Source organism: Actinomadura gamaensis (genome assembly GCF_042652125.1).
GTDB classification, from domain to species: Bacteria; Actinomycetota; Actinomycetes; order Streptosporangiales; family Streptosporangiaceae; genus Spirillospora; species Spirillospora gamaensis.
This window is the reverse complement of record NZ_JBHSIT010000003.1, coordinates 32,800-48,100: the sequence shown is the minus strand read 5'-3', so window position 1 is coordinate 48,100 and position 15,301 is coordinate 32,800. Positions and strand designations below refer to the sequence as shown.

The following is a 15,301-nucleotide window of genomic DNA, read 5'->3' as shown; positions in this document are numbered from 1 at the left end:
CGCCAGGTAACGTTCGGCGGTTCCACGGCGCTCCGCGGCGGACGGCACGCGGATCAGCCGGGAAAGGCGGCGGGACGGTACTTCGGGACGCGGAGGTTCACCTTCGTGCCCGCGCCGAGCGCGGTCTCGACGGTCAGTCCGTATTCGTCGCCGTAGACCTGCCGCATTCGCTCGTCCACGTTCGCGAGGCCGATGCCGGCGCCGCCGCCCCGGCCGTGCGGGCCGCCCGCCGCGCGGCCGGAGCGGTCCCGCGTGCCGGTGCCGGGCGCGAGGATGCGGCTGAGCCGCTCGGGGTCCATGCCGACGCCGTCGTCCTCGACGCTGATCGCGGCCTCCGCGCCGTTGTCGCGGGCGACGATGCGGATCCGGAACTCGTCGCGGGCCTGCCCCTGCATCCCGTGCCTGATCGCGTTCTCCACGAGCGGCTGGAGCGACAGGAACGGCACCGCCACCGAGAGCACCTCCGGCGCGACCTCCACGCTGAACTGGAGCCGGTCGCCGAACCTGGCGCGTTCCAGCAGCAGGTAGCGGTCGATGGAGCGCAGCTCGTCCGCGAGGGTGGTGAAGTCGCGCGGGTTGCGGAACGAGTAGCGCGCGAAGTCGGCGAAGTCGAGCAGGAGCTCGCGCGCGCGCACGGGGTCCGTCCGGACGAACGAGGCGATCGTCGTCAGCGAGTTGTAGACGAAGTGCGGGGAGATCTGTGCCCGCAGCGCCCGCATCTCGGCCTCCGCCAAGCGCGCGCGTGAGGAGTCCAGTTCGGCGAGCTCGAGCTGGCCCGCGACCCATCGCGCGACCTCGCCCACCGCGCGCACGCGCGTGGCGGACGGCTGCGGGCCGTACGCGACGAGCGCCCCGACCACGTGCCTTTCGATCGCGAGCGGCGCGACGACCGCGACACGGATCGGACAGGACGGGTCGTCGCAGGCGAGCGGGTCCGTGCCGACGACCCGGGGGCGTCCGGTGGCGAGCACCGGACGGGCGTGCCGGGTCGCGTCGCACGCGTGCTCGTCCGCGCCGACGCCGTCCCACGCCAGCAGGACGGCCGCGGAGAGCGGGTCGTCGTCGTCGGCATCGTCCTCCGCGCCGACGCCGAGGAACGTCGCGACCCGTCCGGACGCCGCGGACGGCGCGATCGTCCCCGGCGGGGCCGCGACGAGCGCGATGGCGTCCGCGCCGAGGAGCGCGCGCAGGTGCCGCGCGGCCTTGCGGGCCGACTCGCTGGTCAGCCCGGCGCGCAGCGCGGGCGAGGCGCGGGAGATCGTGTGCAGGGTGGCGAAGGTCGCCTCGTCGGCCGGGTTGGCGAAGCCGCGCCGCCGGGTCCGGCGCAGCCGTGACAGGGCGACCGATCCGGCCGCCACGGCGGCCATCGATCCGGTTCCCATGACGTCGAGCACGGACGGTGCGTCCATGACGACCTAACGTAACGTCCCCGCGCCGCGAACGTCACCACTTCCGCGCACCTCGCCGTCGCGCCGGTCCGGGACTGGACCGGCAGCAGGCCGCAGTTGGCAGACCGCAGTTAGCGGGCGGCAGACCGCAGTTAGCGGCCGGCCGACCGCAGCCGGCAGATGGCAGGTGGCGTTAGAGGGGCGGAGCGTCCGATTCGTCCTCCTGGTAGGAGTAGCGCTGCTCGCGCCACGGGTCGGCGACGTTGTGGTAGCCGCGCTCCTCCCAGAAGCCGCGCCGGTCCTTGACCATGTACTCGATGGCGCGGACCCACTTGACGCTCTTCCACGCGTACAGGTGCGGGACGACCAGGCGGATCGGGAACCCGTGGTCGGGCGGCAGGCGCTCGCCGTCGCGGTGCGTGGCGAACATCGTGCCGTCGGCCAGGAAGTCGCCCATGCGGATGTTGGCGCTGTAGCCGTACTCGGCCCACACCATCACGTGCGTGACGTCCGGCTCGGGCGGGGCCAGCTCGACGATCGCCGAGCCGGGGACGCCCTCCCAGTGGTTGTCGGGGATGGTGAACTTCGTGACGCAGTGGAAGTCGGCGACGACGGAACGGCGCGGGAACTCGTCGAACTCGTCCCACGTCCAGCGGTACTGACCGCCGGTGGCGGTCGCGCCGAAGACGCGGAAATCCCACTCCTTGGGACGGAACTTCGGCACCGGCCCGTAGTGCAGGACGGGCCAGCCGCGCGGGACGTACTGCCCGGGGGGCAGCGTCTTCCGCCCGGCCTGCTCCTCGCCCTGGCTCTCGGGGCCGGGCCCGGAGTCCGCCGCCGCGGTCGCGCCGGGGCTCGGCTCGGGGGTCTCGTCGGACGGTGTCTCGGGTGGCGACATGACGCGGCCATCCTGCCATCCGGCGTGAGCTGAGCCATATTCGGGTCCCTCGCCTCCTGCACCCGCGCCGATGGGCTACTGTGAGCACGTGCGCAACGTCGTCTATCTCTTTTGGTTCGACCAGCCCGGGCGGCTGGTCTGCCAGACGTTGCGCTGACAGACCTCAAGCGGAGAAGCCCCGGGCCTAGACAGGCCCGGGGCTTTTTCGTTTCGCCGGAAAGTTCTCCGCGGGATCCGGCCGGGCTCCCGCACCCGTACGAGAGGCAGCAGCAGCATGGTCATCGTCATGGCTCCGGAAGCCAACGAGACGGATATCAAAGCCGTCGTCTCACTGGTCGAGACGGCGGGCGGCGATGCGTTCGTCAGCCGGGGCGTGGAGCGCACCATCATCGGGCTGGTCGGCGACGTCCAGCAGTTCGGCACGCTGAACCTGCGCTCGCTGCGCGGCGTGAGCGACGTCATCCGGATCTCGGCGCCGTACAAGCTCGTCAGCCGCGAGAACCACCGCGAACGATCGGTCGTGCGCGTCGGCGGCGTCCCGATCGGGCCGGGCACCATGACCCTGATCGCCGGGCCGTGCGCCGTCGAGACCCCGGAGCAGACGCTCGCCGCGGCGCAGATGGCGCAGGCGGCCGGCGCGACCCTGATGCGCGGCGGCGCGTTCAAGCCCCGCACCTCCCCGTACGCGTTCCAGGGGCTCGGCGAAGCGGGGCTGCGCATCCTCGCCGACGTCCGCGCCGAGACCGGCATGCCCGTGGTCACCGAGGTCGTGGACGCCGCGGACGTCGAGCTCGTCGCCTCCTACGCCGACATGCTCCAGATCGGCACCCGCAACGCCCAGAACTTCGCGCTGCTGCAGGCCGCCGGGGAGGCCGGGAAGCCCGTCATGCTCAAGCGCGGCATGAACGGGACGATCGAGGAGTGGCTGATGGCCGCCGAGTACGTCGCCCAGCGCGGCAACCTCGACATCGTGCTGTGCGAGCGCGGCATCCGCACCTTCGAGAAGGCCACCCGCAACACCCTGGACATCTCCGCCGTCCCGGTCGCGCAGCGGCTCGGCCACCTCCCGGTCATCGTCGACCCGTCCCACTCGGGCGGCAGCCGCGACCTGGTCCTGCCCCTCACCCGCGCGGCGATCGCGGTCGGCGCGGACGGCGTGATCATCGACGTCCACCCGCACCCGGAAACCGCCCTGTGCGACGGGCCGCAGGCCCTCGTGGACGGCGACCTGCGCGAGCTCGCCAGGGTCGTCCGCGACCTGCCGCCGCTCGTCGGGCGCACCCTCACCACCGAACCCGACGCCGTCCCCGCCTAACCCCCCGATCACGCCGACAGGCAGCGCGCGAGCGCACAGTCCGTCAGCGGCAGACACGCGGCCGCAGACGCGCTGGCGCAGAGCACGTCGGCCGCAGGCACGCGGGCGCAAGGCACGTCGGCCGCAGACGCGCGGGGCAAGGCACGTCGGCGGCAGGCGCGCGGGCGCAGAACACGCGGCCGCAAACGCGCGGGCGCAGGGCACGTCGGCGGCAGGCGCGCGGGCGCAGAGCACGCGGCCGCAGACGCGCGAGCGCGGGGCACCTCAGCAGGGGACGCGCTCGTGTGGGGCACCTCGTCGGCAGGCGCGCGGGCGCAGGGCACGTCGGCGGCAGGTGCGCATGCGTGGGGTATGTCGGCGGGGAACGCGCTCGGGTGGGCATGTCGGTGGGAGATGGGCGTGTGTGGGGCATGTCGGTGGGCGGGTTATGCTGCGGACGTGGAGTACTGGACCCCTGACTGTGGACCGCCCCGCTCCTGACCGGGGCGCGGCGACCTCCTTCTGAGACCTGACGACCGGGCTCGGCGCTGATCGGCGCCAGGCCCGTGTCCTCCCGCGTCCCGAACTCGGATGCCACCCTCCGTTTTCGAGACCGGGAGCGTTCTCTCCATGTCCCTGCGTCCTGCTCTGACGCGCTCTGCCACCACGTCCGGAACCCGGCCCCGCAGGGGCGGCGCCGCCGACGTGCTGCTCGCCGCCTCGTTCTGGGGCACCACCGGAACCGTCCGCACGTTCGCCCCGGACGGCACGTCCAGCGTGTCGGTCGCCGCGCTGCGGATGGTGCTCGGCGGGCTGATGCTCGCCGGGGTCGTCCTCGTCACCGCGCGCGGTGACCTGCGGCGGCTGCTGCGCGCGCCGCGCGCCCTGCCGATGCTCGGCGGCGGAGCGCTCGCGATGATCGTCTACCAGACGGCCTTCTTCGTCGCCGCCGGACGGACCGGAGTCGCCGTCGCGACCGTCGTCACCATCGGCAGCTCGCCCGCGTTCACCGGGCTGATCGGGCTGGCCACCGGGCGGTCCCGGCCGGACGCCCGCTGGCTGCTGGCGACCGCCGGGGCCGTCGCGGGCTGCGCCGCGCTGGTGATCGGCGGGCGCGGCGCGGGCGTCGAGCCGCTCGGCATCGTCCTGGCCCTGCTCTCGGGCCTGGCGTACGCGAGCTACGCGACGCTCTCGTCCGTCCTGATCATGCGGGGCGAGCGGGACCGGTGCGTGGTCGCCGCGCTGTTCGGGCTGGCCGGGCTGGCGTCCCTGCCCGTCCTGCTGCTGGACTCGCCCGGCTGGCTGGTCACCGGCACCGGCCCGGCGGTCGCGCTGTACCTGGGCGTGGTCGCGACCGGCGGCGCGTACCTGCTGTTCGCGCGCGGGCTGCGCACGACGCCCGCCACGACGGCGACGACCCTCACGCTCGCCGAGCCCGCCGTCGCGTCCGTGCTGGGCGTCGCCGTCCTGGGCGAGCACCTCGGGCCGGTGGCGCTGTCGGGGCTGGCCTTCCTGGCCGCCAGCCTGGTCGTCCTGGTCGTTCCGTTCCGGTCTTCGGGCCGATCTTCGGGGCGATCTTCGGGGCGATCTTCGGCCCGGCGAACCGAGCACGGCTGACCTGGTCCGACTTGGGGCGTGGTATCCGAGACGCCACTCTTCGGGGGATTTCGCATAAGGAAATGGTCTGAACCACTCGCCACGGCCCGTGCGCGCGAGGATGATGACCGGCATGACTACGGGCGATGGGGACGCCGGGGGTCGGTTGTTCCCCGAGGACCTCGACCGCGTCGATCCGGTGGCCGCGGTGATGCTGGCGGACGCCTGCCGCGCCATCAACGCCTATCCCGAGCTCCGGGTGGTGGGAGCGCTGTTCACCGCCGCCGAGCGGGTCGAGCGCGGCTGGCAGGTGGTGACGCCCTGCGACCCGGTGCCGGAGGGCGCGCGCGAGCTGCTCGCCGACCACCTCGGCGACCGCGCCGCGCTCACCGGCGGCCCGGACGGCCGGGACCTGCTGGCCGCCGCCCGCGAGCTGCGGATCGGCGCGCGCGACGAGGTCCGGGCCGCCGGGCGGACGTTCCGGATCGTCCGGATCGAGCAGCTCGTGCGGTCCGGACCGGACGGGCCCGAGCCGCCGCGGCCGAGCGACCTCGACCCGCGGCCGACCGTCCGGCGGGTCGCCCCGCGCCCGTACGAGCTGCTCGACGACGACCGCCTCCCGCCCGACATGGCCGCGTCCGAGCTGCTGTGCCAGCTCCTGGACGCGGCGGCCCACGCCGGGGCCGAGCCCGCGTCGGAGGCGTTCCTCACGCCGCTGCCGATGAACCCGGCGTTCGCGGTCGCCGAGCGGGCGGGCGGTTCGTGGCGTCCGACCGGGCGGCTGCACGACAGCCCGCGCGCCGCCCGCGACTCCCTCGCCGTCTACTTCCGGCACGTCGTGCCCGCCGTCGAGGACCCGGGCGAGGACGAGCGCGCGGCCTACACGGCGGCGGCCGACCTGATGGCCGACGGCACGCGCCGCAACGGCATCGAGGTCGCCGGACGGCGGTTCCGGATCGTCCGGATCGAGCGCATCACCCTCATGGGCCCGGACGGCCCCGAACCGCCCCGTCCGACCGATCTCGACGGCTTCTAAGCTCGCGAAGAACGGCCAGCCGGGGTCGGGGTCGGGGTCGGGGTCGCGGTCGTCAGGCGTCGCCGTAGACCGGGCGGTGCTCCTGGACGCTCTCGACCAGCTGCTCGGCGAGCTCGTTCACGTCCAGCCGCTTCTCGATCTGGCGGAGGTCGTCGATCTTGGCGCGGGTCTCGGCGCGGCGCGGGGCGAGCATCGTGCAGCAGTCCTCGTCCGGCAGCTCGGAGATCGTCAGGGTGCGGATCTTCCGCGCCTGGTCCATGATCTCGGACTTGTCCATGCCGACCAGGGGACGCAGGATCGGCAGCTCGACCGCGTCGTCCAGGGCGGTGATGTTGGCGAGGGTCTGGCTGGAGACCTGGCCCAGCGCGTCTCCGGTGATCAGGGCCGCGCCGCGCATCCTGTGCGCGAGCAGCTCGCCCGTCCGCAGCATGAGGCGGCGCTGCGCGATCACCGCGAGCCGGTCCGCGCCGGACGACTTGATCTGCTGCTGGGCCTTGCCGAACGGCACGACGAACAGCCGGGACCCGCCCTGGAACTTGTCCAGCTCGCGGACCAGCGCGTACGCCTTGTAGATCGACTCGGGGCCGGTGAACGGCATGCCGGAGAAGTGCAGGTAGTCGACCCGCAGGCCGCGGCGCATCATCCGGTAGGCGGCGACCGGCGAGTCGATGCCGCCGGACATCAGCACCAGGGCCCGGCCGCTCATCCCGACCGGCAGGCCGCCCGCGCCGGGGACGCCGCCGGAGAACACGAACGCCTCGTCGCGATCGATCTCGATCGAGACGGTGATGTCGGGGTTCTTCAGCCGGACCGGGTTGCCGTAGACGTCGTTGATCTTGCCGCCGACCTGGCGGTCCAGCTCGGTGGAGGTCAGCGGGAAGCGCTTGTCGCGGCGCTTGGACCGCACGGCGAAGCTGCCCTCGCGGTCGGCCATCAGCTCCAGCGCGGCGCGCTCGACGCTCGCCACGTCCTTGCCGACCCGCCAGGCGCGGTGCACCCAGACGATGCCCATGACGTCGGAGATCCGCTGGACGATCCGGTCGACGAGCTCGACCGAGGCGTCCTTGGTGCGGACGATGAACACGCCGTGGCGGCGGATCACGTCCACCTTCGCGATCGGGCGGACGGCCGTGCGGACGTTGTCGGCGAGCCGCTTCTCGAACAGCTCCCGGTTCTTGCCCTTGAGGACGACCTCGCCCAGCTTCAGCAGCGCGCACGGTTCACCGTCGACCGGCGCGTTCTCCCGGACGGCGACGGTCGGCGCCTCGAGCGTGGACATGCGGCTTCCTCCTGGGACGACATTCGGGGAAAGGGCCGAACTTCTAGTGTGGCCCAGGAACGCCAACGCCGCGACCAGAGATTCTCTTCCCGACCTTCGCCTCGACCGCGCTCCCTCCCCGTCGCCCGCGTTCTCTCCCTCGCGGACGTGCCCCTCCCCCTCGGCCGCGTCCCCTCACCCGCGGACCCGGCGACACCCCGCAACCCCGGCGCCCCCGCGGACCCGACGCCTCCCCGCGGACGCGGCGACGCTCCCGCGGGCCCGGCGAGGCTCCCGCGGGCCCGGCGACGCTGCCGCGGACCCGGCGACGCTGCCGCGGACCCGGCGACGCTCCCGCGGACCCGCCGACACCCCCGCAGACCCGCCGACACCCCCGCAGACCCGCCGACACCCCCGCAGACCCGCCGACGCCCCCGCAGACCCGGCGATGGTGCCGCGGACGCGGCGACGCCCCGGGCCGTGTGGGCTCCGGGGCGTCGGCGATCACTCGTCGGGCGTCGGGAGGGCGGGTCAGCCGAAGAAGACCTCGGCCTCGGCGTAGCGCTCCAGCGGGACGGTCTTCAGCTCGGCGGTCGCCTCGTCCAGGCCGACCCGGACGATGTCGGTGCCGCGCAGCGAGACCATCTTGCCGTAGTCGCCGTCCCGGACGGCGTCGATCGCCTGGAGGCCGAAGCGGGTGGCGAGGACCCGGTCGAACGCGGTCGGGGTGCCGCCGCGCTGGATGTGGCCGAGGACGGTGGCGCGGGCCTCCTTGCCGGTGCGCTTCTCGATCTCGGCGGCGAGGGCCGGGCCGATGCCGCCGAGCCGGACGTGCCCGAAGGCGTCCTTCTCACCGGTCTGGAGCTCCATCTGGCCGTCCTTGGGGTGCGCGCCCTCGGAGACCACGATGATCGGCGCGTACCGGGTCTTGAAGCGGGACTCGACCCAGGAGACGACCTCGTCGATGTCGAACGGCTTCTCCGGGATGAGGATCACGTTCGCGCCCGCGGCCATCCCCGCGTGCAGCGCGATCCAGCCCGCGTGCCGGCCCATGACCTCGCAGATCAGCGCGCGGTGGTGGCTCTCGGCGGTGGTGTGCAGCCGGTCGATCGCCTCCATCGCGATGTTCACCGCGGTGTCGAAGCCGAAGGTGTAGTCGGTGGCGTTCAGGTCGTTGTCGATCGTCTTCGGGACGCCGACGACGTTGACCCCGTGGGTGTAGAGCTGGCTCGCGACGCCGAGGGTGTCCTCGCCGCCGATGGCGATCAGCGCGTCCACGCCGAGCCCGGCCAGGTTGTCCTTGATCCGCTCGATGCCGCCCTCGACCTTGACCGGGTTGGTCCGCGAGGAGCCGAGGATCGTCCCGCCGCGCGGCAGGATGCCGCGCACCGCCTCGACGTCGAGGGCCATGGTGTCGCCTTCGAGCGGCCCGCGCCAGCCGGCCCGGAAGCCGACGAACTCGTAGCCGAACTCCTTGACGCCCTTGCGCACCACGGCGCGGATGACGGCGTTCAGGCCGGGGCAGTCCCCGCCCCCGGTCAGCACTCCGACGCGCATTCCCTCACCTTCCGACAGGACTATCCGCTGGTCTCGACACCGTCAGCCTAGTGCGCGGCGGAGCCGCCGCCCGGCATTCGATTGGTCTAGACCATAACGTGTCCGGACGGCTCAGGACTCGCGATCCAGGCCCTTCTCGATCGCATACCGGACGAGTTCGACGCGGTTGTGCAGCTGGAGCTTCCCGAGGGTGTTCTGCACGTGGTTCTGCACCGTCCGGTGCGAAAGGACGAGCCGCTCGGCGATCTGCTTGTAGGTGAGGCCCTTGGCGACCAGGCGCAGCACCTCGGTCTCGCGCTCGGTGAGCCGGGGCGTGCCGTCGTCGCCGCCGTCCGGCCGCGCCGGGGCCGCCGCGAGCCGCCGGTACTCGCCGAGGACGAGCCCCGCGAGGCCCGGCGTGAACACCGCGTCCCCGTTCCCGGCCGTCCGGACGGCGGCGAGGAACTCCTCGCGGGCCGCGGATTTCAGCAGGTAGCCGGTCGCGCCCGCCTTCACCGCCTCCAGCACGTCCTGCTGCTCGCCGCTCGCCGACAGCACCAGCACCCGGACGGGCGGGTCGGCCGCGACCAGCCCGCGCGTCACCTCGACGCCGCTGATGTCGGGCAACTGGAGGTCCACGACGGCGACCTCCGGACGGGCGGCGGCCGCCACGCGCAGCGCGGTCCGGCCGTCCCCGGCCGTGGCGACCACCTCGTGACCGGCCTCCGCCAGGTCGCGGGCCACGGCGTCGCGCCACATCGGATGGTCGTCCACCACCATCACGCGCAGGGATCGGGTGCTCTCGTCGCTCACCGCACCACCCTAGGGGACACCCCGCCCGAACCACGAGAAATACGAACGTCCTGGCCACCTTCGAACCAGCCCCCGCAAACAAGACAATCCCCCGCCGCCCGACCGAACCTTCGGCTCTTCGAACGAACTCGCCCCGGCGCCAACGAACTCTCACCGCACAAACGAACACCCGCAGCGCTCAAGTGATCCCGCCCTGCTCAAACGATCCTGCGGCGCTCAAACGAACTGGCGCCGTTCAGGCGAGCTGGAGACGGGTGCCGGGCTCGGCCGGGGCGAGCCGACCGGACATCCCGGCGGCGTCGAAGGCAGCCCGGACGTCCGCCGCGTCCTCGGTGAAGTGGGACCAGGAGTCGCAGTGGACGGCCACGACGTGCCGGGCGGCGAGGATGCGGGTCGCCTCGACGAGTCCCGCGGCGTCGAGCGTGAGGTTCGCGTCGAGCCCCGGCGTCCGGACGGCCCCGCCGAACAGCACCGCGACGTCGATCCTCGGGAAGCGCTCCGCGATCCGGCGGACGTGATCGAGGCACGCGTTGTCCCCACTGACGTACACGGTCGGCAGTCCGCCGGATCCCCCGAGCACGAACCCCGTCACCGTCCCGGTGAGGCGTTCGCAGCCCGGCGGACCGTGCCGCGCCGGGACGGCGGTCACCGGCACGTCGCCGAGGTCGTGCCGCCACCAGGGCGGCAGCGCGGTCACTCCAATCCGTGCCGCCGCCTCGACGGTGCTGAGCGTCACCGGGACGGCCCGTACGAACTCCCGCCCCAGCGTGTCGAGATTGTCCGGATGCTGGTCGTGGCTCAGCAGCACCGCGTCCACCCGTCCGAGGTCGGCGGGCGACAGGGCCGGGCCAGCGGTCTTGGTCAGCGTCACCGATCCGAACGGGTACTCGCCCGGCGGGTCGAACGTCGGGTCGACGACCAGCCGCAGCCCGCCGATCTCCAGCACCGTCGTCGGCCCGCCCACGACGGTGACCCCCAGCGCCCCGGCCATGTCTCCGCCAGTCATGTCTCCACCAGCCGTGTTCCCGCCGGGCATGTCTCCGCCGGGCACGTTCGCACCCGGCACGTCCGCGCCGGACATGCCTCCGCTGGTCGTGTCTCGGCTGGTCGTGTCTCCGCTGGCCATGTCCGCACCCGGCACGTTCGCACCCGGCGCGTCCGCGCCGGACATGTCTCCGCTGGTCGTGTCCGCGCCGGGCAGCTCCGCGCGGGTCATGTCTGCGCCGGGCATACTCCCGCCGGCGGCGTTTCTCCCGGGCATGTCCGCGCCGGGCAGGTCTGCGCTGGTCATGTCCGCGCCGACTCTGCTCGTAGCGACGCCTGGTACGGCCGTTGCACGAAGACCGCGTCGTCGATGAGCAGGTTGAAGATCGCGACGACGGTGTGCGGGTCGGCGTCCAGCCGCTGCGCCAGCCGTTCGGCCCGCTCCAGCACCCGGACCTCCTGCCGCAGGTCCCGCACCGGGACGCGGGCCCGCCGCTTGACCTCGCCCGCCAGCCGGGCCAGGGACCGGCGGTGCGCCACCAGCTGCACGATCTGCGCGTCCAGAAGCCGCATCCGGGACCGCACCGCCGCGAGCCCGAAACCCGCCCCGTCCGGCGCCACCTCCCCCGGCTGCGCGGACGCCGCCACGGCGGGGACTTCGGCTGCCGGTGCGGCGGTCGCGTTCGGCGGTGGAGCCGCGTCCGCAGGAGGCCCCGCGGTGGTGAGGAGCAGCGGGAGGACGGACGCCAGCGCGGGCACGTCGGCGGCGGACACCCCGCCGTCCTCCGTGATCTGCGCGAGGACGCCGTCCGCGCCGACGCCGGCCGCCGTCAGGGAGAGCGGCGCGAGCAGTCCGGCGTCCACTCGCGGGCCGCGCAGGTCGAGGATCACCGGACGTCCGGTCCGCTCGCGCACCGCCCAGGCCTCGGCGGCCCCGGTCGCGCCGAGCCCCAGCACCACCTCCCCGATACCGGCGTCCGCCAGGTTGCGGACGGCCTCGTCGAACTCCTCGGCGGACGGGTCGTCGCCGGGCTTCCCGGTCAGGAGGACCGGAAGCCCCGTGGCGGCGACCGCCCGGACCAGCTCGGGTCCGGGGGCCGCCACGCTCAGCAGGTCGGCCCAGGGCAGGGCGTTCCGGACGTCCTCGGGAGACGAGACGGCCACCATGAGCGGCAGTCCCGCCTCCCGCGCCACCCGCCCCAGCACCGCCGCGGAGGTTGCGCCGTGCGCGGGCGCCCCCGCCAGGACGCTCGCCCCCGCCGGGACGCTTTCGCCCGGCAGGACGCCGCCGCCCGTCAGGACGTCCGCGTCCGGCAGCACGTCCCCGCCCACCTGGACGCCAGGCCCCGCCGGGACGCCGGCCCCGGGTGGGACGCCAGGCTCCGCCGAGACACCCGCGTCCGGCAGCACGTCCCCGGCCGCCTGGACGTCAGCCTCCGCCGGGACGCCAGCCCCGGGTGGAACGCCAGGCTCCGCCAAGACACCCGCGTCCGCCAGCACGTCCCCGCCCGCCTGGACGTCAGCCCCCGCCGGGACGCCGGGCCTCGTTGGGACGCTAGGCCCCGCCCAGACGGCTGCGCTCGGCGCCATGGCCACGGTTGCCAGGATGTCCGCGCCCGCCGCGCGGGCAGCTTGCGCCGCGGCGCGGAGCGGCGCCGCGGACGCGGCTTCGGGGAGCGCCGCGATCACCGTCGGGGCGTCCGATCCGAAGACGGCCGATCCGACCTTCACCACCCGCGCGTCCGGCATGGGTCCTCCTCAGCTTCGCGTCGTCGTCGGACGGGTCACACCGGCAGGATCCGCAGGGACGGATGCGCGACGGTGTTCAGGTAGAGCTTGTCGGTGCCGTGCTCCTTCTCCAGTTCCAGGACGAACCGGTACCGGTACACGCCCGGCGGGGCGGTGCTCATGACCGCGCCGGCCCAGTAGTAGTAGACGGCGGTGTACGGGTCGCGCATGAGGTCCGGGCCGCCGTACACCTTGAGCTCGGTCATGACGCGGCGCTCGGCGACGTCCTCCTCGTCGCCCTTCTCGATGTCCAGGAAGACCAGGTTGTTGATCTTCGGCATGGGCGGCCAGGTGCCGTCCGGGCGCTTGTGCATGTCGATCGGGCGGATGATCCAATTGATGACCTGGCCCTGCTTGCAGACGGTCTCCACGTGGTCGGTGCCCTGCCCGGTGCCGCCGATGCTGTTGTCCATCATGCAGAGGCAGCCTTCGAGGGAGCCGGTCGCGGCGGCCCGGTCCATGTCGACGAGGGTCACCACGTTCAGCTGGACCGAGTTGAGCTGGCCCCGGCCGGACAGGTCGGCGGCGGCGTACTGCGTGCTCATCGGGTCCCCCTCCCGTCGCCCATGGCGCCGACCAGGTGCGCGGCGGCGTCCGGGACGAACGGCTTGTCCACGGTTCCGAGCAGGAAGGACAGCCGGTAGGAGACCGGCTCGGTGAGGTCGCGCCGGACGGTGGCCGTCCAGAACACGATGTCGGTTCCGGGGTAGACGCGGCGCTCGGGCTCGGCGACGTCGCGGGCGATCTCGACGTCGGCGATCGAGACGTAGGTCTCGCACTCCAGCGGGACGACGTTCCAGAGCAGCGTGTCGCCCTTGCGGACGCGGGTGCGCAGGCCCGGCGTGCCGAACCCGGTGGAGCCGGAGGTCCGGTTGGTGTCGTACAGGTACAGGTTCTCGTCCAGGCGCCCGGACGCCAGCGCGGCGACGGGGTCGACGACGGCGGTGATCGTCACGGGCCGGACGGAGCGGCGCTCCGAAGTTCTGTTCCTCGGGGGCATGACGCCTCCTCCACTGTTCGGGGATCGGGACGGGTCGGGGCGTGGTCAGGGCGACGTCGGGACGGACGGCGCGGGCGGGACGGGCGGGAGGGGCAGCGTCCCGACGCCCGCCCCCGTGAAGGCGTTCCGCTTCGGGTCCTTGATGACCTTCAGGCTCGACCCGCACTCCACGTCCACCGGCTCCCACACCAGCTCGCCGTCGTCCTGGTGCAGCTGGTGCAGCTGGACGTGCATCGTGTACGCGTAGGTGCCCGGACGGCTGGTGTCCACGGTCGCGGCCCAGTACCAGCCGTCGTAGACCATGTCCGGCGAGCCGTACTGGGCCGGGTAGATGACCTTCTCCTCCACGGCCGGGCCGGTGATGCCGGTGATCACCGGCGTCGGGTAGTCGTAGGCGGCGGGGGCGTCGGCTCCGGCGACGCGTCCCATGACGTCCAGGACCTGTCCGGTGCCGAGGCTGCGGCTGCTGCGCGGACGCCGCGCCCGCACGCCGACCTGACGCGCGACCCGCTCGACCTCCGCGCCCGTGGTGGCGGGCGCCGCGCCGGCCGTCCCGCCCCCGTCGGACGCGCCCGACCCGCCGGACCCGCTCGCGAGCGCCCGCAGCTCGCGCAGCGCCGCCTGCTCGCTACGCCGCGCCTGCTCGACGTGGTAGTTGCGCGGGACGGTCGGCGGGATCGCGCCGAGCGCCGCGGGCAGCCAGTTGAGCACCTGCTCGGTCGCCTGCGAGCCGTCCATGTAGTAGGTGCCCGGGACGATCGTCACCAGGTTCGCGGTGCCCTGCCCGGTCGAGCCGAGGAACCGCATGTTGTCGAACCAGTACGCGTTGCCGTCGAGGGACCGCGTCCGCAGTGCGTTCTCGACGTCGATCATCAGGATGATCCCGTGCTGTTGGGCCATGAGTGCGCCTCCCGGGGCTCAGCCGCGCAGCAGCGCGGGCGAGTCGATGGACATCACGCTGTGCACGCCGTCGTGGATCCGCAGCGTCAGCCGGTACCGGTAGGGGACGCCGAACGCCATGGTGAACGGCACGAACCCCTCCCAGGTGAGCAGGTCGTGGTTCTCGAACCCGTTGGACGCGGTGGCCACCGGCCCCAACGCCGTCCCGTTCTCGGCCGCCGTCCCGGAGACCGCCGTCCCGGGGGCCGCCGCCGTTCCGGAGGTCGCCGCCATTCCGGACGGCAGAGCGCCCTGCGCCGCGTAGGCGGGGGCTCCCGCGAGCGCGGCCTGCGCGGACGGCGCCAGCGGCGTGCTCGGGCCGCCGGACGCGGCCTGTCCCGCGTAGACGGGCTGGACGCTGTATCCCGGCTGCGGCGCGTAGCCGGGCGGCGCGGCGGCGGTGGGCTGCTGCGCGGGCGCCGGGGTGCTCAGGAACTCGATGTTCTGGATCTCGACCGGGGTCTGGACGTCCACGGCGATGGGCGTCCACTGGACGACCTGTCCCGGCCGGACGACCGTGACCAGGTCGGGCGTGCCGCGGTTGCGGCTGCCGAGCGGGTTCTGGAGCGGACTGTCGTCCACCATGGAGAGGTTGCCGTTGTGCAGCGTCCCGTCGGAGAGGGCTCCGACGGCGTCCACCAGGACGACGATGCTGACCTTGGGTTTCACTACGTCTCCCGTCTGTGTCGGGGCAGGGTTTCGAAGGGGGCCTGTTTCGGAGGAGGGCTGTTTCGGAGGAGGGCTGTTTCGAAGGGGGGCTGTTTCGAAGCA

14 protein-coding genes are annotated in these 15,301 nt (G+C 73.5%); 3 read left to right on the top strand and 11 right to left on the bottom strand.

The features are described from left to right. Nucleotides 1–53: 53 nt before the first annotated feature. Entirely contained in the window at nt 54–1,409 is a 1,356-nt protein-coding gene (locus ACFPCY_RS10680; protein ID WP_378253871.1) for a histidine kinase, read from the bottom strand. A 172-nt stretch (nt 1,410–1,581) separates the two neighbouring features. After that, nucleotides 1,582–2,286 (bottom strand): sulfite oxidase-like oxidoreductase, encoded by a 705-nt coding sequence (locus ACFPCY_RS10675; protein WP_378253870.1) that lies wholly within the window; start codon nt 2,284–2,286, stop codon nt 1,582–1,584. A 274-nt stretch (nt 2,287–2,560) separates the two neighbouring features. On the opposite strand from ACFPCY_RS10675, the gene aroF reads away from it, so the two are divergent. From aroF to ACFPCY_RS10660, 3 genes are all read left to right on the top strand, one after another. Next, nucleotides 2,561–3,601 (top strand): 3-deoxy-7-phosphoheptulonate synthase, encoded by a 1,041-nt coding sequence (gene aroF / locus ACFPCY_RS10670; protein WP_378253868.1) that lies wholly within the window; start codon nt 2,561–2,563, stop codon nt 3,599–3,601. A gap of 609 nt (nt 3,602–4,210) precedes the next feature. After that, nucleotides 4,211–5,197 carry an EamA family transporter gene (locus tag ACFPCY_RS10665; protein ID WP_378253866.1) on the top strand — a complete coding sequence of 329 codons (987 nt, stop codon included), beginning with the start codon at nt 4,211–4,213 and terminating at the stop codon, nt 5,195–5,197. Between the two features lie 112 nt (nt 5,198–5,309). Beyond that, the gene (locus ACFPCY_RS10660; protein ID WP_378253864.1) at nt 5,310–6,212 is read left to right on the top strand and encodes a DUF5954 family protein; all 903 of its coding nucleotides are present in this window, start codon (nt 5,310–5,312) and stop codon (nt 6,210–6,212) included. Between the two features lie 52 nt (nt 6,213–6,264). On the opposite strand, the gene thiI is transcribed toward ACFPCY_RS10660, so the two are convergent. The 9 genes from thiI to ACFPCY_RS10615 all read right to left on the bottom strand — a co-directional run bounded on the left by thiI (nt 6,265) and on the right by ACFPCY_RS10615 (nt 15,199). Further along, nucleotides 6,265–7,491 carry a tRNA uracil 4-sulfurtransferase ThiI gene (gene thiI, locus ACFPCY_RS10655; RefSeq protein WP_378253862.1) on the bottom strand — a complete coding sequence of 409 codons (1,227 nt, stop codon included), beginning with the start codon at nt 7,489–7,491 and terminating at the stop codon, nt 6,265–6,267. A 510-nt stretch (nt 7,492–8,001) separates the two neighbouring features. Then, nucleotides 8,002–9,027, bottom strand: coding sequence for a 6-phosphofructokinase (locus ACFPCY_RS10650; protein ID WP_378253860.1), 1,026 nt, complete (start codon nt 9,025–9,027; stop codon nt 8,002–8,004). Nucleotides 9,028–9,138: 111 nt separating this feature from the next. Then, nucleotides 9,139–9,786, bottom strand: a complete 648-nt coding sequence (locus tag ACFPCY_RS10645) for a response regulator (protein WP_378255104.1) — start codon at nt 9,784–9,786, stop codon at nt 9,139–9,141. Nucleotides 9,787–10,054: 268 nt separating this feature from the next. Beyond that, entirely contained in the window at nt 10,055–11,035 is a 981-nt protein-coding gene (locus ACFPCY_RS10640; RefSeq protein ID WP_378253858.1) for an MBL fold metallo-hydrolase, read from the bottom strand. Between the two features lie 71 nt (nt 11,036–11,106). Continuing rightward, on the bottom strand, nt 11,107–12,552 hold the full coding sequence (locus ACFPCY_RS10635) for a chorismate mutase (RefSeq protein WP_378253856.1): 1,446 nt from the start codon (nt 12,550–12,552) through the stop codon (nt 11,107–11,109). A gap of 35 nt (nt 12,553–12,587) precedes the next feature. Next, nucleotides 12,588–13,136, bottom strand: a complete 549-nt coding sequence (locus ACFPCY_RS10630; RefSeq protein WP_378253854.1) for a hypothetical protein — start codon at nt 13,134–13,136, stop codon at nt 12,588–12,590. Then, nucleotides 13,133–13,591: a hypothetical protein gene (locus ACFPCY_RS10625; RefSeq protein ID WP_378253852.1), complete on the bottom strand. Its 459-nt coding sequence runs from the start codon at nt 13,589–13,591 to the stop codon at nt 13,133–13,135. Before ACFPCY_RS10625 ends, ACFPCY_RS10630 begins: the two co-directional genes overlap by 4 nt. A 45-nt stretch (nt 13,592–13,636) precedes the next feature. After that, entirely contained in the window at nt 13,637–14,491 is an 855-nt protein-coding gene (locus tag ACFPCY_RS10620; protein ID WP_378253851.1) for a hypothetical protein, read from the bottom strand. An 18-nt stretch (nt 14,492–14,509) separates the two neighbouring features. Next, complete coding sequence (locus tag ACFPCY_RS10615) at nt 14,510–15,199, bottom strand: hypothetical protein (protein WP_378253849.1); 690 nt, start codon at nt 15,197–15,199, stop codon at nt 14,510–14,512. Between the last annotated feature and the right edge of the window lie 102 nt (nt 15,200–15,301).

What these genes read in the sequence shown, in the direction of transcription:
- ACFPCY_RS10680 (WP_378253871.1), bottom strand. Translation starts at nt 1,409, where the DNA reads ATGGACGCACCGTCCGTGCTCGACGTCATGGGAACCGGATCGATGGCC.
- ACFPCY_RS10675 (WP_378253870.1), bottom strand. Translation starts at nt 2,286, where the DNA reads ATGTCGCCACCCGAGACACCGTCCGACGAGACCCCCGAGCCGAGCCCC.
- aroF (WP_378253868.1), top strand. Translation starts at nt 2,561, where the DNA reads ATGGTCATCGTCATGGCTCCGGAAGCCAACGAGACGGATATCAAAGCC.
- ACFPCY_RS10665 (WP_378253866.1), top strand. Translation starts at nt 4,211, where the DNA reads ATGTCCCTGCGTCCTGCTCTGACGCGCTCTGCCACCACGTCCGGAACC.
- ACFPCY_RS10660 (WP_378253864.1), top strand. Translation starts at nt 5,310, where the DNA reads ATGACTACGGGCGATGGGGACGCCGGGGGTCGGTTGTTCCCCGAGGAC.
- thiI (WP_378253862.1), bottom strand. Translation starts at nt 7,491, where the DNA reads ATGTCCACGCTCGAGGCGCCGACCGTCGCCGTCCGGGAGAACGCGCCG.
- ACFPCY_RS10650 (WP_378253860.1), bottom strand. Translation starts at nt 9,027, where the DNA reads ATGCGCGTCGGAGTGCTGACCGGGGGCGGGGACTGCCCCGGCCTGAAC.
- ACFPCY_RS10645 (WP_378255104.1), bottom strand. Translation starts at nt 9,786, where the DNA reads ATGGTGGTGGACGACCATCCGATGTGGCGCGACGCCGTGGCCCGCGAC.
- ACFPCY_RS10640 (WP_378253858.1), bottom strand. Translation starts at nt 11,035, where the DNA reads ATGACCCGCGCGGAGCTGCCCGGCGCGGACACGACCAGCGGAGACATG.
- ACFPCY_RS10635 (WP_378253856.1), bottom strand. Translation starts at nt 12,552, where the DNA reads ATGCCGGACGCGCGGGTGGTGAAGGTCGGATCGGCCGTCTTCGGATCG.
- ACFPCY_RS10630 (WP_378253854.1), bottom strand. Translation starts at nt 13,136, where the DNA reads ATGAGCACGCAGTACGCCGCCGCCGACCTGTCCGGCCGGGGCCAGCTC.
- ACFPCY_RS10625 (WP_378253852.1), bottom strand. Translation starts at nt 13,591, where the DNA reads ATGCCCCCGAGGAACAGAACTTCGGAGCGCCGCTCCGTCCGGCCCGTG.
- ACFPCY_RS10620 (WP_378253851.1), bottom strand. Translation starts at nt 14,491, where the DNA reads ATGGCCCAACAGCACGGGATCATCCTGATGATCGACGTCGAGAACGCA.